The sequence below is a fragment of the Massilia hydrophila genome, from assembly GCF_020208145.1.
Classification (GTDB): Bacteria; Pseudomonadota; Gammaproteobacteria; order Burkholderiales; family Burkholderiaceae_D; genus Telluria; species Telluria hydrophila.
Genome location: NZ_JAHYBX010000006.1, coordinates 119,049 through 143,497, shown reverse-complemented (window position 1 = coordinate 143,497; position 24,449 = coordinate 119,049). Strand labels below are relative to the sequence as shown.

The window sequence follows — 24,449 nt, the reverse complement described above, 5'->3', positions numbered from 1 at the left end:
GTGGGCAAAATTACCGGCTTCATGGAATTCGAGCGGCAGGAAGAGGGTCACCTCGAACCGGCTGAACGCGTCAAGAACTACAAGGAATTCGTGCTGACCCTCACCGACGGCCAGGCCAAGGTGCAGGGCGCGCGCTGCATGGACTGCGGCATCCCGTTCTGTAACACGGGCTGCCCGGTCAACAACCAGATCCCCGACTGGAACGACCTGGTCTATCACGGCAACTACCGTGCGGCCGTCGAGAACCTCCACTCGACCAACAACTTCCCCGAATTCACCGGCCGCATCTGCCCGGCCCCCTGCGAATCGGCCTGCACGCTGGGCATCAACGACGACCCGGTCGGCATCAAGTCGATCGAGCGCAAGATCGCCGACAGCGGCTGGGAACATGGCTGGATCGTGCCGCAACCGGCCGCCAGCAAGACCGGCAAGAAAGTCGCCGTGATCGGCTCCGGTCCGGCCGGCCTGGCAGCCGCCCAGCAGCTGGCGCGCGTCGGCCACGAGGTCACCGTGTTCGAGAAGAGCGACCGCATCGGCGGCCTGCTGCGCTATGGCATCCCCGACTTCAAGATGGAGAAGGGCCTGATCGACCGCCGTGTGGAGCAGATGAAGGCAGAGGGCGTGAGCTTCCGCACCAGCGTCCTGGTTGGCAAGGATTTCCCTGCCAGCGTATCCAACATGGCGCGCGATACGATCTTCCCGGAAGACCTGGAGCAGGAATTCGATGCCGTGGTGCTGGCCGGTGGCGCCGAACAGCCGCGCGACCTGCCGGTGCCCGGACGCGAGCTGAAGGGCGTGCACTTCGCGATGGACTTCCTGCCACAGCAGAACCGGGTCAACGCGGGCGACAAGCTGAAGGACCAGATCAAGGCCACCGGAAAACACGTGGTCGTGATCGGCGGCGGCGATACCGGTTCCGATTGCGTCGGCACCTCGAACCGTCATGGCGCGGCTTCCGTCGCCCAGTTCGAACTGATGCCGATGCCCCCCGAGCACGAGAACAAGCCGCTGGTCTGGCCCTACTGGCCGACCCGCCTGCGCACCTCGTCCTCGCATGAAGAAGGTTGCCAGCGCGACTGGGCGGTGGCCACCAAGCGGCTGGAAGGCAAGGGCGGCAAGGTGGAAAAACTGGTGGCCTGCCGCGTCGAGTGGAAGGACGGCAAGATGAGCGAAGTGCCGGATTCGGAATTCGAGATGAAAGCCGACCTCGTGTTCCTGGCCATGGGTTTCGTGTCGCCGGTGCAGACCGTGCTGGACGCCTTTGGCGTGCAGAAGGATGCGCGCGGCAACGCGCGCGCCACGACCGACGGCGAGCGTTCCTACCAGACCTCGAAGCCGAAGGTGTTCGCGGCCGGCGACATGCGCCGCGGTCAGTCGCTGGTGGTCTGGGCCATCCGTGAAGGCCGGCAGTGCGCCCGTGCGGTCGACGAATTCCTCATGGGAAGCTCCGTACTGCCGCGCTAGGCGTTTTTTCATGCGCGATGAAGGCGGCTGCGGCCGCCTTTTCTTTTGGCTTGCCGCCTTGCTGTGGACAGCATCCAACAGCGAGCCGGTATTTACCGCTACCGACACACTTATGTGCGTGCACGCACGATGACCTATCAGGCAATGTTCGTACGCTAAGCCTTATTGCGGTGCATCATGCACCACGAAATACGATGTGTGAAAAAAGATACATGCAAAAATGTATGATTCATCGCCTTCGGATGTTTGTTGATATAATTTAACAAGAGTAAATGTTGGTAGACATACATATCTCTTAAAAAACAAACCCTTACAGACGAAATTATCTGACTCATCGGTTAGTTTTCTTGCATGCACATACCAGGGAAGCGTCCCAAAAATGGGCTGCCTCAAGCGGGGCTTGAGCTTTCTGCACTACAATAACGGATTACCCAAAATTTAATGACGCTGTGTCAAACCTAGTTGAAATCCGCGATCTGCACTTTGCATACGGAGAGCGTTCCATCCTGTCGAACCTCCGTATGGACTTCCCGCGCGGGAAGCTCGTCGCCGTCATGGGCGGCTCGGGCTGTGGCAAGACGACCGTCCTGCGCCTGATCGGCGGCCAGATCCGCCCGCAGCGCGGCGAGGTGCGCGTTGGTGGCGAGGTCGTGCACCAGCTCAATACCGAGGGCCTGTACCGCCTGCGCCGCCGCATGGGCATGCTGTTCCAGTTCGGCGCGCTGTTTACGGACCTGTCGGTATTCGACAACGTCGCCTTCCCGCTGCGCGAGCATACCGACCTGCCGGAAGAGCTGATCCGCGACCTGGTCCTCATGAAACTCAATGCCGTCGGCCTGCGCAATGCGCACAGGCTCAAGCCTGCCGAGATCTCGGGCGGCATGGCGCGCCGGGTCGCTGTGGCACGCGCCGTCGCGCTCGACCCCGAACTGATCATGTACGACGAGCCCTTCGCCGGACTCGATCCGATCTCGATGGGCGTGACCGCCAACCTGATCCGCAACCTGAACGACGCGCTCGGCTCGACCTCGATCCTGGTCTCGCACGACGTGCACGAATGCTTTGCCATTGCCGACTACGTGTATTTCATGTCTGCCGGCAAAATCGTCGCGGAAGGTACGCCAGCCGAGCTGCGCGTCTCGCAAGATCCTTATGTGAAGCAGTTCGTGAACGCGGCGCCGGATGGTCCGGTACCCTTCCATTATCCGGGCAAGTCGCTGGCCGACGACCTCGGGCTGGGAGTGCGCCCATGATCGCGCGTCTCCTGGAAACCGTCGGCCGCAGCGTGCGCGAAGCGATCGGCAGCGTCGGCTTCGCCACGCGCGCCTTCTTCAACCTGCTCGGCGTCTCGCCGGGCGCCTTCCGGCGCCCATCCCTGATCTCGGAACAGATCCATTTCATCGGCAACTATTCGCTGGTGATCATCATCGTTTCCGGCCTGTTCGTCGGCATGGTGCTGGGCCTGCAGGGCTATTACACCCTGAACCAGTACGGCGCGGAACAGGCGCTGGGCCAGGTGGTGGCGCTGGCGCTGGTGCGCGAACTCGGTCCGGTCGTGACCGCGCTGCTGTTCGCCGGCCGCGCCGGCACCTCGCTCACGGCCCAGATCGGCCTGATGAAAGCCGGCGAGCAGCTGTCCGCCATGGAAATGATGGCGATTAATCCAGTCCAGCGCGTGCTGGCGCCGCGCTTCTGGGGCGGCGTGATCGCCATGCCGATCCTGGCTGCCATCTTCTCGGCGGTGGGCGTGTTCGGCGGCTACCTGGTCGGTGTGCAACTGATCGGCGTGGACGAAGGCGCGTTCTGGTCGCAGATGCAGTCCGGCGTGGATGTGCGCGCTGACGTACTGAACGGCGTATTGAAAAGTTTTATCTTCGGTATCGCGGTCACGTTCACGGCGCTGTTCCAGGGTTACCAGACCAAGCCCACGCCGGAAGACGTGTCGCGCGCCACCACGCGCACCGTCGTCATTGCGTCGCTGATGGTCTGGGGCCTGGACTTCATCATGACCGCATTGATGTTCAATAAATAAGCAGTCAAGAAACTAAACAAGAGTTACTAGGGTATTCGTATGCATCGCAAAACTATCGACGTCTGGGTTGGCCTGTTTGTCCTGCTGGGCGTGGCCTCGCTGTTGTTCCTGGCCCTGCAGGCCGGCAACATGAGCACGATCTCGTTCAGCAAGACCTATGCCGTGACCGGCAAGTTCGACAACATCGGCGGCCTCAAGCCGCAGGCCCCGGTCAAGAGTGCCGGCGTGGTGGTGGGCCGCGTGGGTGAAATCACCTTCGACGACAAGACCTACCAGGCGCTCGTGCGCCTCGATATGGAGCCAGGCTATAAATTCCCGAAAGACAGTTCGCTCAAGATTTTGACCGCAGGCCTGTTGGGCGAGCAATACATCGGTATCGAACCGGGTGGCGACACCCAGAACCTGGCCGACGGCGACCGTATCAACCGTACCCAGTCGGCGACGGTGCTCGAAGACCTGATCAACCAATTCATCTATAGCAAGGCCGCTGAAGGAAAGGAAGGTAGTGAATGAACCACTTGCCATACCGCCGCATGCAAGGCCTGGCGGCCATCGCCGCCGCGCTGCTGCTGACCGGCTGCGCCACAACCGGTAATCCGCAGGATCCGCTGGAAGGCTATAACCGCGCCATGTTCAGCTTCAACGATGCGGTCGACCGCAGCGTCCTGAAGCCGACCGCCACCGCCTACAAGAACGTGACGCCAAGCTTCGTGCAAACGGGCGTCAACAATTTTTTTGGTAACTTGTCGGACGTGTGGAGCGCCGTCAACAACCTCTTGCAGGGCAAGGGCGAAGCCGGCATGGGCGACCTGAGCCGCGTCACGCTGAACACGACCTTCGGGGTCCTGGGACTGTTCGACCTGGCCTCGGAAGCCGGCCTGCCGAAACACAACGAGGATTTTGGCCAGACCCTGGGCGTATGGGGCATCCCGAGCGGTCCGTTCTTGATGTTGCCGGTACTGGGCCCATCTACGGTGCGTGACACCGCGGCCCTGCCAGCCGACATGGGCGGCGACATCTGGAAGTACAAGGAACCGGCCAACTGGCGCAATATCGGCGCCGCCGTGCGCGTGGTCGACAAGCGCGCCAGCCTGCTCGATGCCACCAACCTGCTGGAAGATGTTGCACTGGACCGTTACGAGTTTCTTCGCGATGCCTACCTCCAGCGCCGCCAGAGCCAGGTCTACGACGGCGACGTGCCGCGCCAGCAGGAAGAGGCGGACGAGGCGACCAGCAATGCCGAACCGGCCGCCAACCCGGCTGGAAAAGCGGCAGTGAAACCGGGTAAGTAACAAGTCCTTACATACCGGTGTCATCCGTAGACCAGCACGCAGAGTTAACCGGGGACATACCGCGCTTCCCGATCAGGATGCGCCGCCCCAACCATAAGGAAAGTACATGAAACCTATCATCCAACTGATCGTAGCAGCCAGCGCCACCATCGCCTTCGCCACTTCGGCCATCGCTGCCGAAGCGCCGGATGCCCTGGTCAAGCGCATCAGCGCCGACGTCATCGAGACCGTCAAGACCGACAAGGACATCCAGGCCGGCAACCGCAAGAAGATCATGGACCTGGTAAATTCCAAGATCCTGCCGCACGTCGATACCCAGAAGATGACCCAGCAGGCGGCCGGCCGCTTCTGGCCTCAGGCCACCCCGGAGCAGCAAAAAGCATTGACCCGCGAATTCACCACGAAACTGGTTTACACCTACTCGGGCGCGCTGTCGACCATCACGAACGAGACCGTCGAGTTCAAGCCGATGGTCGCCGAACCCGGCGCCACCGACGTCGAGGTGCGTTCGCTGGTGAAATCGGCCCGCCGCGAGCCGATCATCCTGAACTACCGCCTGTCTCAAGGCCCGCAGGGCTGGAAGATCTACGACCTCAACGTGCTGGGCGCGTGGCTGGTCGAAGCCAATAAAAGCTCGTTCACCAGCGAGATCAACAAGACCGGCATCGATGGGCTGATCAAGAAACTGACCGAGCAAAACCAGCAGCTGGCAAACAAGCCAGTGAAGGCGCCAAAGTAATGGCCGAAGCCAATACCATGCTCTCGCTCGATGCCCTGACCTTCCAGAGCGCCCGCGGCGCGCTGGAGCAGGGCTGCGCGGCGATCGCCGCCGGCGACACCGTGTTCGACCTGGGCGGCGTCAAGGCCGCCGATTCGTCCGGCGTGGCGGTGCTGCTGGCATGGCAGCGCCGTGCCCGCGTGGCCGGACGGCGGCTCAGCTTCATCAACGTTCCCCAGAACGTGCAGAAGCTGGCTGCGCTGTATGGCGTGGACGGGCTGATCCAGTAGGGTGGGCGGCTATGCCGCCCACGCGGTGATACGTACAATGTGCGGCGCCGCGACGGCAGTTCAAGCGATAGCCATCAGCGCATGGGGTGTTCCGGTCTAGTGGACCAGAACACAAGCCCCCCACTCCGTGCCTCACTCCCGCCGAATGACCCGCCGGCCGCTTGTATGTGCAATTTCCCCTATAATGGGCCGTTTCCCCCACGGCCTCGCGCGTCCGCGCCGCCGCTCCCAACAAGAATGACAGCGATCCAGATTAACAGCGTCGAAAAGAGCTACAAGGGTTTCAAGGCCCTCAAGGGCGTCTCGATGAACATCGAGGAAGGCGAGTTCTTCGGCCTCCTCGGCCCCAACGGCGCCGGCAAGACCACCCTGATCTCCACCGTGGCCGGCTTGATCCGCCCCGACGCGGGCAGCATCAGGATCCATGGCCATGATGTCGTCACCGACTTCCGCGAAGCGCGCAAGCGCCTCGGGGTGGTGCCGCAGGAACTGGTGTTCGATCCCTTCTTCACCGTGCGCGAGACGCTGCGCCTGCAGTCCGGCTACTTCGGCATCCGCAACAACGACGCCTGGATCGACGAGGTGATGCACAACCTCGACCTGACCAACAAGGCCGACGTCAACATGCGCGCCCTGTCCGGCGGCATGAAGCGCCGCGTGCTTGTGGCCCAGGCCCTGGTGCACAAGCCGCCCGTGATCGTGCTGGACGAGCCGACCGCCGGCGTCGACGTCGAGCTGCGCCAGACCCTGTGGAAGTTCATCTCGCGCCTGAACCGCGCGGGCCATACCGTGGTCCTGACCACCCACTACCTGGAAGAAGCGCAGGCCATGTGCCAGCGCGTGGCCATGCTCAAGCTTGGCGAGGTGGTGGCGCTGGACACCATGTCGGCGCTGCTGCGCCGCGTGTCCGGCTCGCAGCTGGTGGTGCACTTGAGAAGCGGCGAGCTGCCCGAGGGCCTGCGCCCGCTGGTCTCGCACGACGAGCACGACCAGAACAACGGCAGCGGCAACCGCTATACCTTGCGCGTAAACGACGTCAACGAAGTCGAAGCCATCCTGGCCAGCCTGCGCGCGGGCGGCGCCGTGATCGACGAGATGCAGCTGGAGCAGGCCGACCTGGAAGACATCTTCCTGCAGATCGTCGGCAGCAGTGGGCAAGATGCGCAGCCGGGAGGCCCGCAATGAACCTGTTCTCCGTCGGTTTCCGTACCCTGTTCTATAAGGAATCGCTGCGTTTCTGGAAGGTGGCCACCCAGACCGTCGCCGCGCCGATCGTCACCGCCATGCTCTACCTGCTGATCTTCGGCCACGTGCTGGACGGCCGCATCGAGATGCTCGACGGCGTCAGCTACACCGCCTTCCTGATCCCCGGCCTGGTGATGATGAGCGTGCTGCAGAACGCGTTTGCCAACTCGTCTTCCTCGCTGATCCAGTCGAAGATCACCGGCAACCTGGTGTTCATCCTGCTGCCGCCGCTGTCGCACGCCGAGATCCTGTCGGCCTACATCGCGGCCTCGGTGCTGCGCGGGCTGGCGGTCGGCTTCGGCGTGTTCGTGGTCACCGCTTGGTTCGCCCACCTGAGCTTCGTAGCGCCGCTGTGGATCATCGTGTTCGCCCTGCTGGGCGCGGCCATCCTCGGCACCATGGGCGTGATCGCTGGCATCTGGGCCGAGAAGTTCGACCAGCTGGCCGCTTTCCAGAACTTCCTGATCATGCCTGCCACCTTCCTGGCCGGGGTGTTCTATTCCATCCAAAAACTGCCACCGTTCTGGCTGGCGGTCTCGCATTTCAACCCGTTCTTTTATATGATTGACGGGTTCCGCTATGGGTTCTTCGGCAAGTCCGACGTCTCGCCCTGGACCAGCCTGGCCATCGTGTCGGTGTTCTTCGTGGTACTGGCGGCCATCGCGGTCAACCTTCTCAAACGCGGCTACAAGCTTCGTCACTAAAGAATTCACTGGAGTTTCCCCGTGTCGACCACACCTGAACTGATCCACAGCTACATCAGCGCCGGCCTCGAATGCACGCACCTGCATGTCGAAGGCGATGGCCAGCATTTCACGGCCGTCATCGTGTCCCCGAGCTTTGCCGGCAAGCGCCCGATCCAGCGCCACCAGCTGGTGTACGCCGCGCTCGGCAACCGCATGCGCGAGGAAATCCACGCGCTGTCGATGAAGACCCTGACTCCCGAAGAGTACGGAGGCTAAGCATGGACAAGCTCCAGATCGTTGGCGGCAAGCGCCTGAACGGCGAGATCGCCATTTCCGGCGCCAAGAATGCCGCGCTGCCCATCCTGTGCGCCGGCCTGCTTACCGGCGGCGACCTCGAACTGTCGAACGTGCCGCGCCTGCACGACGTGCGTACCATCCTCAAGCTGCTGGCCCAGACCGGCCTGAAGGTGACCCAGGACGACGAACGCGTCACGCTCAATGGCGCCAATATCACCTCGCTCGAAGCGCCGTACGAACTGGTGAAGACCATGCGCGCCTCGATCCTGGTACTCGGCCCCCTGCTGGCGCGCTTCGGCCAGGCCAAGGTCTCGCTGCCGGGCGGCTGCGCGATCGGCTCGCGTCCGGTGGACCAGCACATCAAGGGCCTGCGCCAGATGGGCGCCGAGATCACCATCGAAGGTGGTTATATCCATGCCAGGACCGACGGCAAGCTCAAAGGCGCGCGCATCTATACCGACATGATCACCGTGACCGGCACCGAGAACCTGCTGATGGCTGCCACCCTGGCCGAAGGCGAAACCGTGCTGGAGAACGCCGCGCGCGAGCCGGAAGTGACCGATCTGGCCAACCTGCTCGTGGCCATGGGGGCGAAGATCGAGGGCATCGGCACCGACCGCCTGGTGATCCAGGGCGTCGAGTCGTTGCACGGCGCGCAGCATGCCGTGATCTCGGACCGCATCGAGGCGGCGACTTTCCTGTGCGCGGTGGCGGCCACCGGCGGCGACATCGTGCTGCGCAACACCCGTACCGACACGTTCGACGTGGCGCTCGACAAGCTGCGCCAGGTCGGCCTGCAGCTCGACGTGGGCAGCGACACGATCCGCGCGCGCATGGACGGCCGCCCCCATCCGGTGTCATTCCGCACCACCGAATACCCGGGCTTCCCGACCGACATGCAGGCCCAGTTCATGGCCGTGAACATCCTGGCCGACGGCCCGAGCAAGGTGACCGAGACCATCTTCGAGAACCGCTTCATGCACGTGCAGGAGATGAACCGTCTCGGCGCCCAGATCGCCACCGAGGGCAATACCGCCTTCATCAAGGGCGTCGACCGCCTGGTCGGCGCGCCGGTGATGGCGACCGACCTGCGCGCCTCGGCGTCCCTGGTGATCGCCGGCATGGCGGCCGAAGGCACCACCGTCGTCGACCGCATCTACCACCTCGACCGCGGCTACGACCGCATGGAAGTGAAACTCTCGGCGGTCGGCGCCGACATCGTGCGCATCAAAGAATGACCATGACTAGTAAAACTGGCGCGCCGGGCCTGATCCTGGCGCTCTCGAAGGGCCGCATCTTCGAAGACACCCTGCCGCTGCTGGCAAGCGCGGGCATCACGGTGACCGAGAACCCGGAAACCTCGCGCAAGCTGATCCTGCCGACCAACGACCCGGGCGTGCGCGTGCTGATCGTGCGCGCCAGCGACGTGCCGACCTATGTCCAGCATGGCGCCGCCGACTTCGGCGTGGCCGGCAAGGACGTGCTGCTCGAGCATGGCGGCGAAGGCCTGTACCAGCCGATCGACTTGCGCATCGCTTCCTGCCGCATGTCGGTGGCGGTGAACGCCGGCTTCGACTACGAGAACGCGGTGCGCCAGGGCGCGCGCCTGCGGGTGGCGACCAAGTTCGTGCACACCGCGCGCGAGCACTTCGCCAGCAAGGGCGTGCACGTCGACCTGATCAAGCTGTACGGCTCGATGGAGCTGGCGCCGCTGGTCGGCCTGTCCGACGCCATCGTCGACGTCGTCTCGACCGGCGGCACCCTGCGCGCCAACAACCTGGTCGAAGTCGAAAAGATCATGGACATCTCCTCGCGCCTGGTGGTCAACCAGGCCGCGCTCAAGCTCAAGCGCGAGCGCCTGCAACCCATCCTCGATGCCTTCGAACGGGCGACTGAGGCGTCCCCATCCCAAGCAAAAGGTTAACGCATCATGGCAGTACGGATCCGCAAGCTCGACTCCACCGCACCCGACTTCAGGCAGACGCTCGATGCCCTGCTGGCCTTCGAGGCCGAGACCGACGACGCCATCGAGGCGAGCGTCGCGAAGATCCTGGCGGAGGTGAAGCATCGCGGTGACGTGGCCGTGCTGGAATACACGAACAGATTCGACCGCATCCCGAACGGCGGCGCCACCTCGATGGCCGCCTTCGACGTCAAGCAGGCGGAGCTGGATGCGGCGCTGGCCGCGCTGCCGGAGGCGCAACGCGCTGCCCTGCGCACGGCCGCCGGGCGCATCCGCGTGTTCCATGAACGCCAGAAGCAGGAGCTGAACGGGTTCACGTTCACCGAGCCCGACGGCACCGTGCTGGGCCAGCGCGTGACGCCGCTCGACCGCGTCGGCATCTACGTCCCCGGTGGCAAGGCCGCCTATCCGTCGTCGGTCCTGATGAACGCGATTCCGGCGCAGGTCGCCGGCGTGCAGGAAATCGTGATGGTGGTGCCGACCCCGGATGGCGTGAAAAACCAGATGGTGCTGGCGGCCGCCGCGATCGCCGGCGTGACCCGCGTGATCACCATCGGTGGCGCCCAGGCCGTGGGCGCGCTGGCCTACGGCACCGAGACCATCCCCGCCGTGGACAAGATCGTCGGCCCCGGTAATGCCTACGTGGCGGCGGCCAAGCGCCGCGTATTCGGCACCGTCGGAATCGACATGATCGCTGGCCCGTCGGAAATCCTGGTGCTGTGCGATGGCACGACCGACCCGGACTGGGTAGCAATGGACCTGTTCTCGCAAGCCGAACACGACGAGCTGGCCCAGGCCATCCTGCTGTGCCCGGACGCGGACTACATCGCGCGCGTGGAGGCGAGCATCCACAAGCTGCTGCCGACCATGCCGCGCGCGGCGACCATCACGACCTCGCTCAGCGACCGCGGCGCCCTGGTGAAGGTGCGCGACATGGTGGAAGCCTGCGACATCGCCAATGCCATCGCCGCCGAGCATCTCGAGATCTCGGCCGAAGAACCGCTGCAATGGGCGGACAGGATCCGCCATGCGGGCGCCATGTTCCTTGGCCGCTTCTCGTCCGAGTCGCTGGGCGACTATTGCTGCGGTCCGAACCATGTGTTGCCGACCTCGCGCACCGCGCGCTTTTCCTCGCCGCTGGGCGTATACGACTTCCAGAAGCGCTCCTCGGTCATCCAGGTGAGCGAGCAGGGCGCCCAGACGCTCGGCAAGGTGGCCGCCGAACTGGCCTATGGCGAAGGCTTGCAGGCGCACGCCCGCAGCGCGGAACTGCGTCTGAAGACATCATGAGCACCTGGGTCGACCAGGTGTTCTGCGAGGATGCGCTGCCGGGCCTGGCGCGCATCCCGGACGCATCCATCGACCTGATCCTGACCGATCCGCCCTACAACCTGGGCAAGGATTACGGCAACGCATCCGACCAGCAGAGCGTCGAGGCCTACCTGGCCTGGACCGAGGAGTGGATCGACGCGGCACTGCCCAAGCTCAAGCCCAACGGCAGCCTGTACATCTTCCTCACCTGGCGCCACGCGCCCGAGATCTTCGTGATGCTGAAAAAGCGCATGACGATGATGAACGAGATCATCTGGGACCGCCGCGTGCCCTCGATGGGCGGCAGCGTGCGCAGCTTCTCCTCGGTGCACGACACCATCGGCTTCTTCGTGAAGCGCAAGGATTACTACTTCGACCTCGACGCGGTGCGCATCCCCTACGACGCCGAGACCAAGAAGGCGCGCTCGCGCTCGATCTTCATCGGCGCCAAGTGGCTGGAAGTGGGCTATAACCCGAAAGATGTGTGGAGCGTGTCGCGCCTGCACCGCGAGCATCCGGAGCGCGCCGACCACCCGACCCAGAAGCCGCTGGAAATCATCGCGCGCATGGTGAAGGCATCCTGCCCGCCCGGCGGCATCGTGCTCGACCCCTTCATGGGGAGCGGCACCACGGCGATCGCCGCGCGCCATGCCGGCCGCCATTTCACCGGCTTCGAACTGAACCCCGCCTATTGCGACATCGTCCGCGCGCGCCTGGCCGCGCCCGAGGTGCCGGTCGCCGGCAGCAAGCCGGGAGCCAGGGCGGGAACCAAGAAACGCAAGAGCGCGAAGAACGCTCCCCTGAACGAGGAAACCGTATGACATCGGGCATCACTGCGATCGACAAGCTGATCGAAAACACCATCCGCGCCGACGTGCGCGCCATCGCCAGCTACCATGTGCCCGACGCGAGCGGCTACATCAAGCTCGACGCGATGGAAAACCCGTATGAATTGCCGGACACGCTGCGCGCGGAGCTGGGCCAGCGCCTGGCCGACGCCGCGCTGAACCGCTATCCGGTGCCGTCCTATACCACGCTCAAGCGCAGGATCTGCGCCGGCCTGGGCGTACCAAGCGGCTATGACGTCCTGCTCGGCAACGGCTCGGACGAACTGATCGCCATCATGGCCACCGCCATCGCGCGCCAGGACCGGAAGGCGGTCGTCATGGCCCCGACCCCGGCCTTCGTGATGTTCGCCCGCTCGGCCCAGTTCGCGGGCGCCGACTTCGTCGGCGTGCCGCTCAACAGCAACGATTTCTCGCTCGACCTGCCGGCCATGCTGGGCGCCATCGCGCGGCACCAGCCCGCGCTGCTGTTCCTGGCCTACCCGAACAACCCCACCGGCAACCTGTTCGACGAGCAGGCCATGGAGGCGATCATCAAGGCCATGGGCGAGACCGGCATCGTGGTGGTCGACGAGGCCTACCAGCCGTTTGCGAAGAAAAGCTTCATGGACCGCCTGCCGGCCTTCCCGAACCTGGTCGTGATGCGCACCCTGTCCAAGCTGGGCCTGGCCGGCATCCGCCTCGGCTACCTGTCGGGTGATCCGAAGCTGCTGGAACAGTTCGAGAAGGTGCGCCCGCCCTACAACGTCAATGTGCTGACCCAGGTGGCGGCCGAGTTCGCGCTCGACCACCTCGATGTACTCGACGGCCAGGCCGAGCTGCTGAACCAGGAGCGTACGCGCCTGGCGGCCGAACTGGCGGCGCTGCCCGGGGTCGAAGTGTTTCCATCGGCGGCGAATTTCATTTCGCTGCGGGTACCCGACGCCGACAAGACCTGTGCAGAACTAAGCACGGGAAAGGTGTTGATCAAAAATTTGAGTAAAATGGACAAGATGCTGGCCAACTGCATCCGCGTCACGGTCAGCACCCCCGAAGAAAACACCGCATTCCTGAATGCCCTGAAAGCATCCCTTTAAGCGCAGCGCTTCCGCCAGGAAGTGCTGTCCAGATGAGCCAGCAATGACCCGCACCGCCGACATCACGCGCAACACCAACGAAACGCAGATCCGCGTTTCGATCAACCTCGACGGCACCGGCCGCCAGAAACTGAACACTGGCGTTCCCTTCCTCGACCACATGCTCGACCAGATCGCGCGCCATGGCATGATCGACCTCGAAGTCGACGCCGTGGGCGACCTGCACATCGATGCCCACCATACCGTCGAGGATACCGGCATCACGCTGGGCATGGCGGTGGCCAAGGCCGTCGGCGACAAGAAAGGCATGACCCGCTACGGCCACGCCTACGTGCCGCTGGACGAAGCGCTGTCGCGCGTGGTGATCGATTTCTCCGGCCGTCCCGGCCTGGAAATGCACATTCCCTGGACCCGCGCCATGATCGGCACCTTTGATGTCGACCTGACGGGTGAATTCTTCCGCGGCTTCGTGAACCACGCCGGCGTGACCCTGCACATCGACAACCTGCGCGGCGTGAATGCGCACCACCAGTGCGAAACCGTGTTCAAGGCCTTCGGGCGCGCGCTGCGCATGGCCACCGCGCTCGACGAGCGCGCCGCCGGCATCATTCCTTCGACCAAAGGCAGCCTGTAGGTTGGGGAACATGCGTACCATGACGAACAAGATTGTGGTGGTCGATGGCCTGGGTAACCTGCGCTCGGTGGCGCAGGCGCTGCGCGCCGCCGCGCCCGAGGCCGACATCCTGGTGTCGAACAAGCCGGAAGACATCGATGCGGCCGACCGCATCGTGCTGCCCGGGCAGGGTGCGATGCGCGACTGCATGCGCAGCCTGCGCGAATCCGGCGCCGAGGACGCCCTGCTGCGCGCCGTGAAGACGCGCCCGGTAATGGGCGTGTGCGTCGGCGAGCAGATGCTGTTCGACGCGAGCGAAGAGAACGACGGCACGCCGGGCCTGGGCCTGCTGCCGGGCCGCGTGGTCCGGTTCCAGCTCGACGGCAGGCTGCAGGCCGACGGCTCGCGCTTCAAGGTGCCGCAGATGGGCTGGAACCGCGTGCGCCAGACCCGCGCCCACCCGCTGTGGGAAGGCGTCGAGGACGGCAGCTATTTCTATTTCGTGCACAGCTACTACGCCGTGCCGGAGCAGGCCCAGGACACCATCGGCGAAGCCGACTACGGCGCCATGTATACCTGTGCCGTGGCGCGCGACAACCTGGTCGCCACCCAGTTCCACCCCGAGAAAAGCGCGGCCGCCGGCCTGCGCCTGTACCGCAATTTCATCCACTGGAAACCGTAAGCCTTTACCTTCATTCCCGTCAACCAACCGACAACGACCATGCTGCTGATCCCCGCCATCGACCTCAAAGACGGTCACTGTGTCCGCCTGAAACAGGGTGACATGGACCTCGCCACCGTATTCTCCGAAGACCCCGCCGAGATGGCGCTGCACTGGCTCAAGAAGGGCGCGCGCCGCCTGCACCTGGTCGACCTGAACGGCGCCTTCGCCGGCAAGCCGAAGAACGAGGCGGCGATCAAGTCCATCCTGAAGACCGTGCAGGACTACGCCGAAGAGATGGGCATCGAGGAAATCCCGGTCCAGCTGGGCGGCGGCATCCGCGACCTCGACACCATCGAGCGCTACCTGGACGACGGCATCACCTACATCATCGTCGGCACCGCCGCGGTGAAGAACCCGGGCTTCCTGCACGACGCCTGCGGCGCCTTCCCGGGCTCGATCATCGTCGGCCTGGACGCCAAGGACGGCAAGGTCGCCACCGACGGCTGGAGCAAGATGTCGGGCCATGAAGTCATCGACCTGGCCAAGAAGTTCGAAGGCTATGGCGTGGAATCGATCGTGTACACCGACATCGGCCGCGACGGCATGATGGCGGGCGTGAACATCGAAGCCACCGTCAAGCTGGCCCAGGCCGTCCGTATCCCGGTCATCGCCTCGGGCGGCGTGCACAACCTGGCCGACGTGGAAGCGCTGTGCGCGGTGCAGGACGAAGGCATCGAGGGCGTGATCTGCGGCCGCTCGATCTACGAAGGCACGCTCGACCTGGCCTCGGCCCAGGAACGCGCCGACGCACTCACCGAGGGCGCCCAGGCTTAAGCTCCATGCTCGCAAAACGCATCATTCCCTGCCTCGACGTCACCGGCGGCCGCGTGGTCAAGGGCGTCAACTTCACCGAGCTGCGCGACGCCGGCGACCCGGTCGAGATCGCGCGCCGCTACGATGCACAAGGCGCCGACGAGATCACCTTCCTCGACATCACCGCCTCGAGCGACGGCCGCGACCTGATCCTGCCGATCATCGAAGCCGTGGCCTCGACCGTGTTCATCCCGCTCACCGTCGGTGGCGGTGTGCGCAAGGTCGAGGACGTGCGCCGGCTGCTCAATGCCGGCGCCGACAAGGTGTCGATGAACACCTCGGCCGTCACCAACCCGCAGCTGGTGTTCGACGCGGCGCAGAAGCACGGCTCGCAGTGCATCGTGGTGGCGATCGACGCCAAGCAGGTCGCGCCGGGCAAGTGGGAAGTGTTCACCCATGGCGGGCGCAACGCGACCGGCCTGGACGCCGTCGAATGGGCGCGCAAGATGGAAGCGCTCGGCGCCGGGGAACTGCTGCTGACCTCCATGGACCGCGACGGCACCAGGGCCGGCTTCGACCTGGGCCTGACGCGCGCCGTGTCCGACGCGGTCGGCATTTCCGTGATCGCCTCGGGCGGCGTGGGTGGCCTGCAGGACCTGGCCGACGGCATCCTGGAGGGCCACGCCGACGCGGTGCTGGCCGCCAGCATCTTCCACTACGGACAGCACACGGTCGGCGAGGCCAAGCGCTTCATGCTTGACCGCGGCATCCCGATGCGCCTGGAGTGAACATGCCGACCAACGCAAAATGGCTGAACAAGGTGCGCTGGGACGAGCACGGCCTGGTGCCGGTGATCGCCCAGGAAGCGGCGAGCGGCGATGTCGTGATGTTCGCCTGGATGAACCGCGAGGCGCTGGCCAGGACCGTGGAGCTTGGCGAAGCCGTTTACTGGAGCCGTTCGCGCAGGAAGCTGTGGCACAAGGGCGAGGAGTCCGGCCATACCCAGAAGGTGCTCGACATCCGCCTCGACTGCGACGAAGACGTGGTCCTGTTGAGAATCGAGCAGAAGGGCGGCATCGCCTGCCATACCGGGCGCCACTCCTGCTTCTTCCAGCAACTGAAGGACGAGGACTGGCAGGCGGTCGAACCCGTGCTCCAGGACCCCGCCACCATCTACTCCCAGGACAAGAAACACCCATGAACGATATCCTGGCCCGCATCGCGGCCGTGATCGAGTCGCGCAAGCCGGCCGCCGGCGGCGACCCCGCAAGCTCCTACGTCGCCAAGCTGTTCAGCAAGGGCGACGACGCGATCCTCAAGAAGATCGGCGAAGAAGCCACCGAGACCGTGATGGCCGCCAAGGACGCGCGCGTCTCGGGCGACGCCTCCAAGCTGCTGTACGAAACGGCCGACCTCTGGTTCCATTCGATGGTGCTGCTGGCGCAGTTCGGTTTGACGCCGCAGCAGGTGGTCGACGAGCTGGCGCGGCGCGAAGGCGTGTCCGGCATCGACGAAAAGGCGGCGCGCACCGAGTAAGCCGGGGCGTGCGTGCCATGCCCATCGGCAGTGTCATAATCGGGCTTTCGACGCCGCGCGTTCACCGCCTCTGGAGACAAGATGGATAACTGTATTTTTTGCAAGATCGTCGCCAAGCAGATCCCGGCCAGCGTCGTCTACGAAGACGACGAGGTGCTGGCCTTCAAGGACATCAACCCGGCCGCGCCGGTGCACCTGCTGGTGATCCCGAAGCAGCACGTGGCCACCCTGTCCGACTGCACCGACGCGCACGCGGCCGTGCTGGGCAAGATGCTGGCGCTGGCGCCGAAGCTGGCGCAGGAGCACGGCATTGGCGTCACGTCCGATGGCAATGGCGGGCACAGTGGCGGCTTCAAGACCCTGATCAACAGCGGGCCGGATGGCGGACAGGAGGTCTACCACCTGCACCTGCACATGTACGGCGGCAAGCGCCCATGGCGCGGTCTCGGTACCTGAGGGCAAGGAAACTTTTAATCGTGGCAAGCATAGGGCAAGCAAGCCCGCATGGCGTATACTGAAACGCAGGCTTTTCCGATTTTACAGGCGCAATGCGTCTTGCTAGGAGATAAACATGGGTTCGATGAGTATTTGGCACTGGGTCATTGTCCTGGTCGTCGTGATGCTGATTTTTGGCACCAAGAAGATCGGCAATATCGGTTCCGATCTCGGTAAGGCAGTCAAGGGCTTCAAGGATGGCGTGAAGGGCGAGGAAGACAAGGCGAATCCGAACGCCGCGGCCGCCCAGCCGCAGCAGCAGGTGGCCGACAAGTCCACCATCGACGTCGAAGCCCGCGACAAGACCCGTCACTGATCCCCGGGCATGATCGATCTCGGACTGTCGAAGCTGGCGATCATCGGTGTTGTCGCGCTGATCGTGATCGGCCCTGAAAAGCTGCCGAAGGTGGCGCGCATGGCGGGCACCCTGTACGGGCGCGCCCAGCGCTACCTGCACGACGTCAAGTCCGAGGTCAGCCGCGAGATCGAGCTCGACGAGCTGCGCAACCTGCACAAGGAAGTGCACGAGAGCGCGCAATCGTTCAAGTCCGAGGTCGAGCAGTCCATGTCCAGCCACGTCGACGAAGTCGAAGCGCTGTGGGACGGCAGGGAACACCTGCCTTCGTCTTCGTCCTCTTCCCATGCGTCGTCGCATGGCTTCGTCAGCACTGCCGACATCGAACGCAAGGCACGCGATTTCCGCCGCAAGAAGCTGGTGCGTACCTCGGCCGTGCCGAGCTGGTACAAGCACCGCCACGGCGGCAAGACCCATGTGCTGTCGGGCGCCGCGCGCGTGCGCAAGTTCCGCCCCGGCTCCAGCAAATCCAAGACTTCCTTTTTCTAGATGACCGAAGAAGCCGCAGGCGAAGAAACCTTCATTTCCCACCTGGTCGAACTGCGTGACCGCCTGGTCAAGGCGTCGATCGGGATCGCCATCGCCTGCGCGGCGCTGTTCATCTGGCCCGGCCCGTCGCAGGTCTACGACCTGCTGGCCGCGCCCATGATCGCCTCGCTGCCGCCAGGCGCCAAGATGATCGCCACCGGCGTCGTCTCGCCTTTCCTGGTGCCGATGAAGGTGACCCTGCTGCTGGCCTTCATCCTGTCGCTGCCCTGGGTGTTCTACCAGCTGTGGGCCTTTGTCGCTCCCGGCCTGTACGCCCACGAGAAGCGCCTGGTGCTGCCGCTGGTGATCTCGTCCTCGCTGCTGTTCATCGCCGGCGTGGCCTTCTGTTACTTCTTCGTGTTCGGGCGCGTGTTCCACTTCATTGGCGAGTTCGCGCCCACCTCGATCGCGGTCACGCCCGACATCGAGAACTACCTCGACTTCGTGATGTCGATGTGCCTGGCGTTCGGCGCCACCTTCGAGGTGCCGGTGGTGGTCATCATCCTGGTGCGCATGGGCATCGTCAGCATCGAGAAACTGCGCGCGATCCGCTCCTACGTGATCGTCGGCGCGTTCGTCATCGCGGCCATCGTCACGCCGCCGGACGTGGTCAGCCAGCTGGCCCTGGCCATCCCGATGTGCCTGCTGTACGAGCTGGGCCTGCTGGTGGCGCCGATCTTCGCGCGCGTCACCCGGGCGCCCGAGGAACACGCCTGAGGCGGCGCCGTAGCGCGATCCTATGCCTTCGGCATCATCTGCCGGGCTCCCGCTGTTCTTTCTTGTGATTGCCTCCTGGGCATGCAAATATTGCGCTCCCGCATTTAACGCACAGGATACGCATGTCTTTCCTTTTCCCGCTCCGCTGCGTCGGCATCGTGCTGCTTGCCGTCCTGGGCGCCTCCGCCGCGGCCGCGCCCGCCGATCCGCTGCCGCTCGACCCCCAGCTCAGGTTCGGCAAGCTGGACAATGGCCTGAGCTACTACATCCGGCCCAACGCGCGGCCGGCCCAGCGCGTCGAACTGCGCCTGGTCGTCAACGCCGGGTCGATCCTGGAAGACGAGGACCAGCTGGGCGCTGCCCACTTCGTCGAACACCTGGGCTTCAACGGCAGCCGCCATTTCAAGAAGCAGGAACTGGTGTCCTACCTGCAGTCGATCGGCATCCGTTCCGGGGCCGACCTGAACGCCTTCACCAGCTTCGACTCCACGATCTACGTCTTGCCGGTCCCGACCGACAAGCCGGGCAACCTGGAGCAGGGCTTCCGGGTGCTGGAGGACTGGGCGCACGGCATGACGCTGTCGGACCAGGCCATCGAGGACGAGCGCGGCATCATCCTCGAGGAGAAGCGGTTGCGCAACGGCCACGGCCGGCGCATGCAGGAAGCGACCCTGCCGAAGCTGGCCAACGGGTCGCGCTACAAGGACCGGCTGCCGATCGGCACCGAGGCGTCGATCGCCGGCAACCGGCCCGACGCGCTGCGCCGCTTCTACCGCGACTGGTACCGGCCCGACCTGATAGCGGTGATCGTCGTCGGCGACATCGACCCGGAGGAAGCGCAGCGCCTGGTGCGGCGCCACTTCGGCCACATCGCGATGCCGGCCGCGCCGCGGCCACGGCCACAGTATCCGCTGCCTGCGCTGGGAGAGCCGGACGTCCTCGTCTACGCCGACCCCGAGGCGCCCGGCAGCACCCTGCGCCTGACCTGGTCGAGCTACCAGCGCGCTCCGGCGGCCACGGTCGCCGACTTCCGCACCGTGCTGCAGCGCCGCCTGTTCTCGGAGCTGATGCGCATGCGCCTGGCGCGCCTGCCGGTACTGGGCGGCTTCGTTGGCGAATCGGCCTCGCCCTTCGGAACCAACCAGCACACCTATACCGCCACGGCCGGGATCGGCCCGGCCGGCGTGCACAAGGCGATCGATGCGCTGGTCGGCGAGAACCAGCGGGTGCGCCAGTTCGGCTTTTCCGCCACGGAGCTGGAGGCGGCCGGGCGCAGCGTCCTGGCCAGTTACGAGCACGCCTACAAGGCGCGCGACAGCCGCGCATCGGCGGCGCTGGTGGGCGCCTACGTGCGCCACTTCCTGGCCGGCGAACCGGCGCTCGACATCGAACAGGAAGTGGCCTACGCGCGCAGTGACCTTCCGGCGATCACGCAAGAAGACATGCATGCCTATGCCAGGGCCGTGATTCCCGGTGACGGGCCGAAGCTGGTGCTGTACACCACCACTCCCAACGGCACGCAGCCGGTTCCCACCGGTGCGGAGCTGCTGGAGCGGGTCAATGCGGCGCTGAAGACGCCGCTAACGCAGCTCAAGGAAAAGGCCCTGCCTGCCCAGCTGATGGCGCAGCAGCCGGCGCCTGGGAGCATCGTCGAACAGCACGAAGACAAGCTGCTCGGGGTCACCCGGCTGCTGCTGTCGAACGGCGTGAAGGTGGTGCTCAAGCCCACGCCCTTCAGCCGGGACAGCGTGCAGATGGCGGCGCTGCGCCCCGGCGGACAGATGCTGTTCGCGGACGCCGACAAGGACGCCCTGCGCTTCGGTGGCGTACTGCACCGGGCGATGGGCGCCGGGCCATACAGCGTGCTGGACCTGTCGCGTATCCTGGCGGGCAAGAACCTGACGCTCACGGCCAGCATGGGTCCGTACACCGACCACCTGAACGGGAGCAGCAACAGCGGCGACCTGGAGACGCTATTGCAGCTGAACTACCTGGCGATGACCAGTCCGCGCCGCGACAAGGCGATGTTCCGCTCCTTCGTGAACAGCAATGCCACGCTGGCCCAGACCCAGGCGGCGGTGCCCGAAGGGCGCTTCGCCGATGCGCGCGAACTGGCCGTGTATGGCGGCCACCCACGCAGCCAGTTGCGGCCCCGTCCCGAGGACTACCGCAACCTGGACATGGACCGCAGCCTCGAACTGTTCCGTTCACGCATGCTCAATGCCAAGGGCATGAGCTTCTACTTCGTGGGCGACTTCGAGGTCGAGGCGATCAAGCCACTGCTGGCCGCCTACGTCGCCACCTTGCCTGTCTCCGAGCTGGCGCTGTCCTACCGCGACCCCGGCATCCGCCAGGTGCCCGGCGTCGTCCGGCACGAAGTCAGGGCGGGCGTCGAGCAGAAGAGTGTGGTCACCTTCGATTTCGGCGGCGAGATGGACTACTCCCGCAGCGAAGCGACGGCCTTCGCGGCGATGGTCGAGGTACTGAACCTGCGCATCCGCGACGCGCTGCGCGACCGCCACCAGCTGATCTACACGGGCGGCGCCAGCGGCCGCTATGGACGCGTCCCGCGCCCCTTGTACTCGCTCGCCATCCAGCTGCCCACCGCGCCCCAGCATGTGGAGAAGATCGAGGCGGTGCTGTGGGCAGAGATCGCGGCCCTGCAGGAGAAGGGACCGACGCCGGAAGAGCTGAACAAGGTCAGGCAGGGCATGCTGCAGGTCTATCGCAAGTCGCTGAAGGAAAACAACTACTGGCTGGTGCGCCTGCAGAATGCCGACCTGGAAGGGGACGACCCGGGCGACATCCTCACGGTGGCGGAGCGCATCGAAGCGGTGAGCGCGGACGGGGTGCGGGCGGCGGCGCAGCGTTTCCTGACCAGGGAACGCCATGTGGAGATGGTGCTCAGGCCCGAAGCCTGAGGCGGGCAGGCAGGGGCTCCGCGCGTACCGGATGACCTTGCCTGCGACGATTACCGGGTGGGCGGAAAAATCCGCCCACCCTGCAGGTGCCTGTTGACGCTTACTGCATCATCAGCTCGGCGATCATCTTCACCGGCGCATTGCCGTAGCCGAGGAACTGGTCGTGGAATTCCTTCAGGTTGAAGCGCTCGCCCAGCTGCTGCTTGCGGCGCTCGCGCAATTCCATGATTTGTTCGTAGCCGCTGTAGTAGCTGGTCAGCTGCACCGAGGTGAGCTGTACGCGGCGCCACTTTTCCTCGGCTTCCTGGCGCGTCTGGAAGGCCTGGCGGGTCAGCAGGTCGATCGCTTCCGGCCGCTGCATGCCGAGCACGTGGACGCTGTAGTCGAGGATGGTGTTGGTGACGCTGCGCAGGTTCCACTTCGAGTACATCAGCCACATCTCGGGCGCGTTGTCGCCATAGCCGTTTTCCAGCATCATGCGCTCGCCGTACACGGCCCAGCCCTCGACCATGGCGCCGTTCCCGAACAGCGACTTCACCAGCGAAGGCGAGCGGTTCGCATACACCAGCTGCGCGTAGTGGCCGGGAATCGCCTCGTGGATGTTCAGGATCTGCAGGATCCATTCGTTGTACTCGCGCAGGCTGCTCTCGGCCTGTTCTGGTGTCAGGTCGTCCAGCGGCGTGACGTTGTAGTACGTCTTGTCCTTCGGCCGGTAGGGGCCGGGCGCGTCGATGCTGGCGCCGGCCACGCCGCGCTGGTACATCGGGGTCTCGCGCACTTCGAGCGGCTTGTCGGCGTCCAGCGTGAGCAGGTTTTTCTCGACGACGAACTTGTGCAGGGCCGGGATCTGGCGCCGGATCTCGGGCAGGAAGTTCTCGCGCGCGACGTGGCGGCTCGACAGCTTGTCGATCATCATGCCGATCTTCTGGAAGCGGTCGCGCGGCTTGGCCACGCCCGCCATGGTGCGCGGCCACAGTTCGTCGGAGATCGTGTCCATGCGGGTGAGCAGCTCCTCGCGCGTGGCCAGCGCCTTGCGGAAGGTCTGCTCGGCGCTGCTGGAAGACTGGATCTCGAGCGCGAACTTCTGCTCGTACAGCGCCTTCCCGGCACGGAACGGACGCGGGCTGGCCGCATTTTTATCGAGCGCCGTCAGGAAGTCGACATAGCCCAGCACGGCGCTGCCGGCGTTCGCGATGCGCTGTGCGAAGATCGCCTTCTCTTGCGGGTTCAGGATCGATTCCTGCGCCGCCTTGCCCAGGTCGGCCAGCACCGCGATGGTGCCCGGGGCCTGGGCGATGGCGAGCTGGGTGTGCTCGCGGGTCGGGTTGACGATCGAGGCCTGCGCCGCTTCATAGAAGGCCGGCACATCGGCCAGGCGCTTGAGGATGGTGCGCAGGCGCTGCGGCTTGGCGGCGTACTCGGTGTTCAGGATCAGGTCGAGCGGCTGGGCGATGTTGTGCAGCGAAGGATTCCACGCGTATTCGCGCCAGGTCGCTAGGCTCCAGCGGTCCCTCTCCAGCTTGTTCACCAGCAGGGCCAGGTCGGTACGCTGGCGGTCCGACAGCTGGCGGGAGTCGAGCTTGTTGAACTTCTCCAGCCACTCATTGACGAAAGCCAGCTTCCTGGCGCGCGTGGCGGCGTCCGGAATGGTGAGATTGGCGGCCTGGTCGAACTTGCCGACGTAGATGCCGCCTTCCGGGTCGATCCGCCACAGCGCGGTCAGGTACTGCATGCTCATCGTGTCGAAGCGGCGGTCGAGACGTTTTTCGCTTGCCCGTGCGGACGGTTCGGACGGTGCGGCGCTTGCGGTAGCGGCTGCGGCGGCGGTCGCGGCGGCTGCCTTCTTGCCGGATTTCTTGACCGGTGCTTTCGACTTGTTCGTTTTCGCCTTGACCACCTTGGCGGCCTTGGCCTTGCCCTTGACGGGCTTGCTCGGCTTGGCGCTGGCGGGCGCCAGCGCGAAACTCGCCAGCAGGACTGCCAGCGCGATTTTCGTTTTCATCATCCTGTTCGAACCCTGAGTTGTGAAGGCCGGAGCCCGGAAGAGTAGCACCATTCAGGCCGCTTGCGGACCGCTGAAACATTCCGACACGTATCCCGGGCTTAATCGACGGCGCCGGAACGGATCATCTGCTGGTGGATGGCATTGACCGTTTCCACGGCCTTGCGCCCGCCCGCGATGTGGTGCAGGACGATCTCGCTCTCCTTGGTGAAGCGGTGGCCGATGCGCACCGTGTACGAACGCGTGACCCAGCTGACGAAGCCGTTGACGTAGCTGGCTTCGTCCATGTCGCGCCACTTCACGCCCGCCACGCCGCGCGCCCAGGGCAGCACGCCCGAGACCACCCAGACACCGACGTCGTCGTAGTACAGCTGCACGCTGCGCACCAGCAGGAAGCGGTAGACGACGATCAGGCTCGAGCCCGCCAGCACCGCGGCGGCGGCCAGTTCGTTCCAGCGGAAGGACAGGGGCAGCGCGACCAGGAACAGCAGGCCGGCCAGTGCCAGCACGCCGGCGTAGGCCGTCCACGATTTGACGCCGATGACGCGCGCCTGGGGCGTCATTGCCGCTTTGTCCAGTTCCATCC

28 protein-coding genes are annotated in these 24,449 nt (G+C 64.9%); 26 read left to right on the top strand and 2 right to left on the bottom strand.

The features are described from left to right. From LE190_RS15405 to LE190_RS15280, 26 genes are all read left to right on the top strand, one after another. Positions 1-1,464, top strand: a complete 1,464-nt coding sequence (locus tag LE190_RS15405) for a glutamate synthase subunit beta (RefSeq protein WP_225239520.1) — start codon at positions 1-3, stop codon at positions 1,462-1,464. 449 nt (positions 1,465-1,913) lie between these two features. Further along, positions 1,914-2,717, top strand: coding sequence for an ABC transporter ATP-binding protein (locus LE190_RS15400; RefSeq protein ID WP_225239519.1), 804 nt, complete (start codon positions 1,914-1,916; stop codon positions 2,715-2,717). Beyond that, positions 2,714-3,496, top strand: coding sequence for a lipid asymmetry maintenance ABC transporter permease subunit MlaE (gene mlaE, locus LE190_RS15395; protein WP_225239518.1), 783 nt, complete (start codon positions 2,714-2,716; stop codon positions 3,494-3,496). The genes LE190_RS15400 and mlaE overlap by 4 nt, the downstream gene beginning before the upstream one ends. Before the next feature lie 39 nt (positions 3,497-3,535). Continuing rightward, entirely contained in the window at positions 3,536-4,009 is a 474-nt protein-coding gene (mlaD, locus tag LE190_RS15390) for an outer membrane lipid asymmetry maintenance protein MlaD (protein ID WP_225239517.1), read from the top strand. After that, the gene (locus tag LE190_RS15385) at positions 4,006-4,788 is read left to right on the top strand and encodes an MlaA family lipoprotein (RefSeq protein ID WP_225239516.1); all 783 of its coding nucleotides are present in this window, start codon (positions 4,006-4,008) and stop codon (positions 4,786-4,788) included. Before mlaD ends, LE190_RS15385 begins: the two co-directional genes overlap by 4 nt. A gap of 106 nt (positions 4,789-4,894) precedes the next feature. Further along, positions 4,895-5,527 carry an MlaC/ttg2D family ABC transporter substrate-binding protein gene (locus tag LE190_RS15380; protein WP_224947115.1) on the top strand — a complete coding sequence of 211 codons (633 nt, stop codon included), beginning with the start codon at positions 4,895-4,897 and terminating at the stop codon, positions 5,525-5,527. Further along, positions 5,527-5,796, top strand: coding sequence for an STAS domain-containing protein (locus tag LE190_RS15375; protein WP_224947116.1), 270 nt, complete (start codon positions 5,527-5,529; stop codon positions 5,794-5,796). The genes LE190_RS15380 and LE190_RS15375 overlap by 1 nt, the downstream gene beginning before the upstream one ends. 237 nt (positions 5,797-6,033) lie before the next feature. Then, entirely contained in the window at positions 6,034-6,981 is a 948-nt protein-coding gene (locus tag LE190_RS15370) for an ABC transporter ATP-binding protein (RefSeq protein ID WP_225239515.1), read from the top strand. Continuing rightward, positions 6,978-7,745, top strand: a complete 768-nt coding sequence (locus LE190_RS15365; protein ID WP_225239514.1) for an ABC transporter permease — start codon at positions 6,978-6,980, stop codon at positions 7,743-7,745. The genes LE190_RS15370 and LE190_RS15365 overlap by 4 nt, the downstream gene beginning before the upstream one ends. A 21-nt stretch (positions 7,746-7,766) precedes the next feature. Continuing rightward, entirely contained in the window at positions 7,767-8,003 is a 237-nt protein-coding gene (locus tag LE190_RS15360) for a BolA family protein (protein WP_225239513.1), read from the top strand. Positions 8,004-8,005: 2 nt separating this feature from the next. Then, the gene (murA, locus tag LE190_RS15355; protein ID WP_225239512.1) at positions 8,006-9,262 is read left to right on the top strand and encodes a UDP-N-acetylglucosamine 1-carboxyvinyltransferase; all 1,257 of its coding nucleotides are present in this window, start codon (positions 8,006-8,008) and stop codon (positions 9,260-9,262) included. Between the two features lie 2 nt (positions 9,263-9,264). After that, a complete protein-coding gene (gene hisG / locus LE190_RS15350) occupies positions 9,265-9,948 on the top strand; it encodes an ATP phosphoribosyltransferase (RefSeq protein ID WP_224947121.1) in 684 nt (227 codons plus the stop codon). A gap of 6 nt (positions 9,949-9,954) precedes the next feature. Next, positions 9,955-11,277, top strand: coding sequence for a histidinol dehydrogenase (hisD, locus tag LE190_RS15345; RefSeq protein ID WP_225239511.1), 1,323 nt, complete (start codon positions 9,955-9,957; stop codon positions 11,275-11,277). After that, positions 11,274-12,119: a DNA-methyltransferase gene (locus LE190_RS15340; protein ID WP_225239510.1), complete on the top strand. Its 846-nt coding sequence runs from the start codon at positions 11,274-11,276 to the stop codon at positions 12,117-12,119. Before hisD ends, LE190_RS15340 begins: the two co-directional genes overlap by 4 nt. Then, complete coding sequence (hisC, locus tag LE190_RS15335) at positions 12,116-13,219, top strand: histidinol-phosphate transaminase (protein WP_229517231.1); 1,104 nt, start codon at positions 12,116-12,118, stop codon at positions 13,217-13,219. The genes LE190_RS15340 and hisC overlap by 4 nt, the downstream gene beginning before the upstream one ends. 43 nt (positions 13,220-13,262) lie before the next feature. Further along, positions 13,263-13,853 carry an imidazoleglycerol-phosphate dehydratase HisB gene (hisB, locus tag LE190_RS15330; protein ID WP_224947125.1) on the top strand — a complete coding sequence of 197 codons (591 nt, stop codon included), beginning with the start codon at positions 13,263-13,265 and terminating at the stop codon, positions 13,851-13,853. Between the two features lie 19 nt (positions 13,854-13,872). After that, complete coding sequence (gene hisH, locus LE190_RS15325; RefSeq protein ID WP_225239509.1) at positions 13,873-14,514, top strand: imidazole glycerol phosphate synthase subunit HisH; 642 nt, start codon at positions 13,873-13,875, stop codon at positions 14,512-14,514. A 39-nt stretch (positions 14,515-14,553) separates the two neighbouring features. After that, the gene (gene hisA / locus LE190_RS15320; protein ID WP_225239508.1) at positions 14,554-15,330 is read left to right on the top strand and encodes a 1-(5-phosphoribosyl)-5-[(5-phosphoribosylamino)methylideneamino]imidazole-4-carboxamide isomerase; all 777 of its coding nucleotides are present in this window, start codon (positions 14,554-14,556) and stop codon (positions 15,328-15,330) included. A gap of 5 nt (positions 15,331-15,335) precedes the next feature. After that, positions 15,336-16,097, top strand: coding sequence for an imidazole glycerol phosphate synthase subunit HisF (hisF, locus tag LE190_RS15315; RefSeq protein ID WP_225239507.1), 762 nt, complete (start codon positions 15,336-15,338; stop codon positions 16,095-16,097). 2 nt (positions 16,098-16,099) lie between these two features. Next, positions 16,100-16,510 carry a phosphoribosyl-AMP cyclohydrolase gene (gene hisI, locus LE190_RS15310; RefSeq protein WP_225239506.1) on the top strand — a complete coding sequence of 137 codons (411 nt, stop codon included), beginning with the start codon at positions 16,100-16,102 and terminating at the stop codon, positions 16,508-16,510. After that, on the top strand, positions 16,507-16,845 hold the full coding sequence (locus LE190_RS15305; protein ID WP_224947130.1) for a phosphoribosyl-ATP diphosphatase: 339 nt from the start codon (positions 16,507-16,509) through the stop codon (positions 16,843-16,845). The genes hisI and LE190_RS15305 overlap by 4 nt, the downstream gene beginning before the upstream one ends. Before the next feature lie 81 nt (positions 16,846-16,926). Beyond that, positions 16,927-17,301, top strand: a complete 375-nt coding sequence (locus tag LE190_RS15300; RefSeq protein ID WP_225239505.1) for a histidine triad nucleotide-binding protein — start codon at positions 16,927-16,929, stop codon at positions 17,299-17,301. A gap of 115 nt (positions 17,302-17,416) precedes the next feature. Further along, positions 17,417-17,656 carry a Sec-independent protein translocase subunit TatA gene (tatA, locus tag LE190_RS15295; RefSeq protein WP_225239504.1) on the top strand — a complete coding sequence of 80 codons (240 nt, stop codon included), beginning with the start codon at positions 17,417-17,419 and terminating at the stop codon, positions 17,654-17,656. Positions 17,657-17,665: 9 nt separating this feature from the next. Then, a complete protein-coding gene (gene tatB / locus LE190_RS15290) occupies positions 17,666-18,184 on the top strand; it encodes a Sec-independent protein translocase protein TatB (protein WP_225239503.1) in 519 nt (172 codons plus the stop codon). Beyond that, positions 18,185-18,940: a twin-arginine translocase subunit TatC gene (gene tatC / locus LE190_RS15285; protein WP_225239502.1), complete on the top strand. Its 756-nt coding sequence runs from the start codon at positions 18,185-18,187 to the stop codon at positions 18,938-18,940. It abuts the gene before it with no gap. A gap of 122 nt (positions 18,941-19,062) precedes the next feature. Further along, positions 19,063-21,861 (top strand): M16 family metallopeptidase, encoded by a 2,799-nt coding sequence (locus tag LE190_RS15280; RefSeq protein ID WP_225239501.1) that lies wholly within the window; start codon positions 19,063-19,065, stop codon positions 21,859-21,861. A 100-nt stretch (positions 21,862-21,961) separates the two neighbouring features. Here LE190_RS15280 and LE190_RS15275 read toward each other — a convergent pair whose 3' ends face one another. Together LE190_RS15275 and LE190_RS15270 are read right to left on the bottom strand one after the other, a co-directional pair. Continuing rightward, positions 21,962-23,866, bottom strand: coding sequence for a DUF885 domain-containing protein (locus tag LE190_RS15275; protein ID WP_225239500.1), 1,905 nt, complete (start codon positions 23,864-23,866; stop codon positions 21,962-21,964). Positions 23,867-23,964: 98 nt separating this feature from the next. After that, positions 23,965-24,447 carry a hypothetical protein gene (locus LE190_RS15270; protein ID WP_225239499.1) on the bottom strand — a complete coding sequence of 161 codons (483 nt, stop codon included), beginning with the start codon at positions 24,445-24,447 and terminating at the stop codon, positions 23,965-23,967. Between the last annotated feature and the right edge of the window lie 2 nt (positions 24,448-24,449).

Excerpts from the sequence above, each read along its gene's own strand:
- mlaE (WP_225239518.1), top strand. The coding sequence starts at position 2,714 with ATGATCGCGCGTCTCCTGGAAACCGTCGGCCGCAGCGTGCGCGAAGCG.
- mlaD (WP_225239517.1), top strand. The coding sequence starts at position 3,536 with ATGCATCGCAAAACTATCGACGTCTGGGTTGGCCTGTTTGTCCTGCTG.
- LE190_RS15385 (WP_225239516.1), top strand. The coding sequence starts at position 4,006 with ATGAACCACTTGCCATACCGCCGCATGCAAGGCCTGGCGGCCATCGCC.
- LE190_RS15380 (WP_224947115.1), top strand. The coding sequence starts at position 4,895 with ATGAAACCTATCATCCAACTGATCGTAGCAGCCAGCGCCACCATCGCC.
- LE190_RS15375 (WP_224947116.1), top strand. The coding sequence starts at position 5,527 with ATGGCCGAAGCCAATACCATGCTCTCGCTCGATGCCCTGACCTTCCAG.
- LE190_RS15370 (WP_225239515.1), top strand. The coding sequence starts at position 6,034 with ATGACAGCGATCCAGATTAACAGCGTCGAAAAGAGCTACAAGGGTTTC.
- LE190_RS15365 (WP_225239514.1), top strand. The coding sequence starts at position 6,978 with ATGAACCTGTTCTCCGTCGGTTTCCGTACCCTGTTCTATAAGGAATCG.
- murA (WP_225239512.1), top strand. The coding sequence starts at position 8,006 with ATGGACAAGCTCCAGATCGTTGGCGGCAAGCGCCTGAACGGCGAGATC.
- hisG (WP_224947121.1), top strand. The coding sequence starts at position 9,265 with ATGACTAGTAAAACTGGCGCGCCGGGCCTGATCCTGGCGCTCTCGAAG.
- hisD (WP_225239511.1), top strand. The coding sequence starts at position 9,955 with ATGGCAGTACGGATCCGCAAGCTCGACTCCACCGCACCCGACTTCAGG.
- LE190_RS15340 (WP_225239510.1), top strand. The coding sequence starts at position 11,274 with ATGAGCACCTGGGTCGACCAGGTGTTCTGCGAGGATGCGCTGCCGGGC.
- hisC (WP_229517231.1), top strand. The coding sequence starts at position 12,116 with ATGACATCGGGCATCACTGCGATCGACAAGCTGATCGAAAACACCATC.
- hisB (WP_224947125.1), top strand. The coding sequence starts at position 13,263 with ATGACCCGCACCGCCGACATCACGCGCAACACCAACGAAACGCAGATC.
- hisH (WP_225239509.1), top strand. The coding sequence starts at position 13,873 with ATGACGAACAAGATTGTGGTGGTCGATGGCCTGGGTAACCTGCGCTCG.
- hisA (WP_225239508.1), top strand. The coding sequence starts at position 14,554 with ATGCTGCTGATCCCCGCCATCGACCTCAAAGACGGTCACTGTGTCCGC.
- hisF (WP_225239507.1), top strand. The coding sequence starts at position 15,336 with ATGCTCGCAAAACGCATCATTCCCTGCCTCGACGTCACCGGCGGCCGC.
- hisI (WP_225239506.1), top strand. The coding sequence starts at position 16,100 with ATGCCGACCAACGCAAAATGGCTGAACAAGGTGCGCTGGGACGAGCAC.
- LE190_RS15305 (WP_224947130.1), top strand. The coding sequence starts at position 16,507 with ATGAACGATATCCTGGCCCGCATCGCGGCCGTGATCGAGTCGCGCAAG.
- LE190_RS15300 (WP_225239505.1), top strand. The coding sequence starts at position 16,927 with ATGGATAACTGTATTTTTTGCAAGATCGTCGCCAAGCAGATCCCGGCC.
- tatA (WP_225239504.1), top strand. The coding sequence starts at position 17,417 with ATGGGTTCGATGAGTATTTGGCACTGGGTCATTGTCCTGGTCGTCGTG.
- tatB (WP_225239503.1), top strand. The coding sequence starts at position 17,666 with ATGATCGATCTCGGACTGTCGAAGCTGGCGATCATCGGTGTTGTCGCG.
- tatC (WP_225239502.1), top strand. The coding sequence starts at position 18,185 with ATGACCGAAGAAGCCGCAGGCGAAGAAACCTTCATTTCCCACCTGGTC.
- LE190_RS15280 (WP_225239501.1), top strand. The coding sequence starts at position 19,063 with ATGTCTTTCCTTTTCCCGCTCCGCTGCGTCGGCATCGTGCTGCTTGCC.
- LE190_RS15275 (WP_225239500.1), bottom strand. The coding sequence starts at position 23,866 with ATGATGAAAACGAAAATCGCGCTGGCAGTCCTGCTGGCGAGTTTCGCG.
- LE190_RS15270 (WP_225239499.1), bottom strand. The coding sequence starts at position 24,447 with ATGGAACTGGACAAAGCGGCAATGACGCCCCAGGCGCGCGTCATCGGC.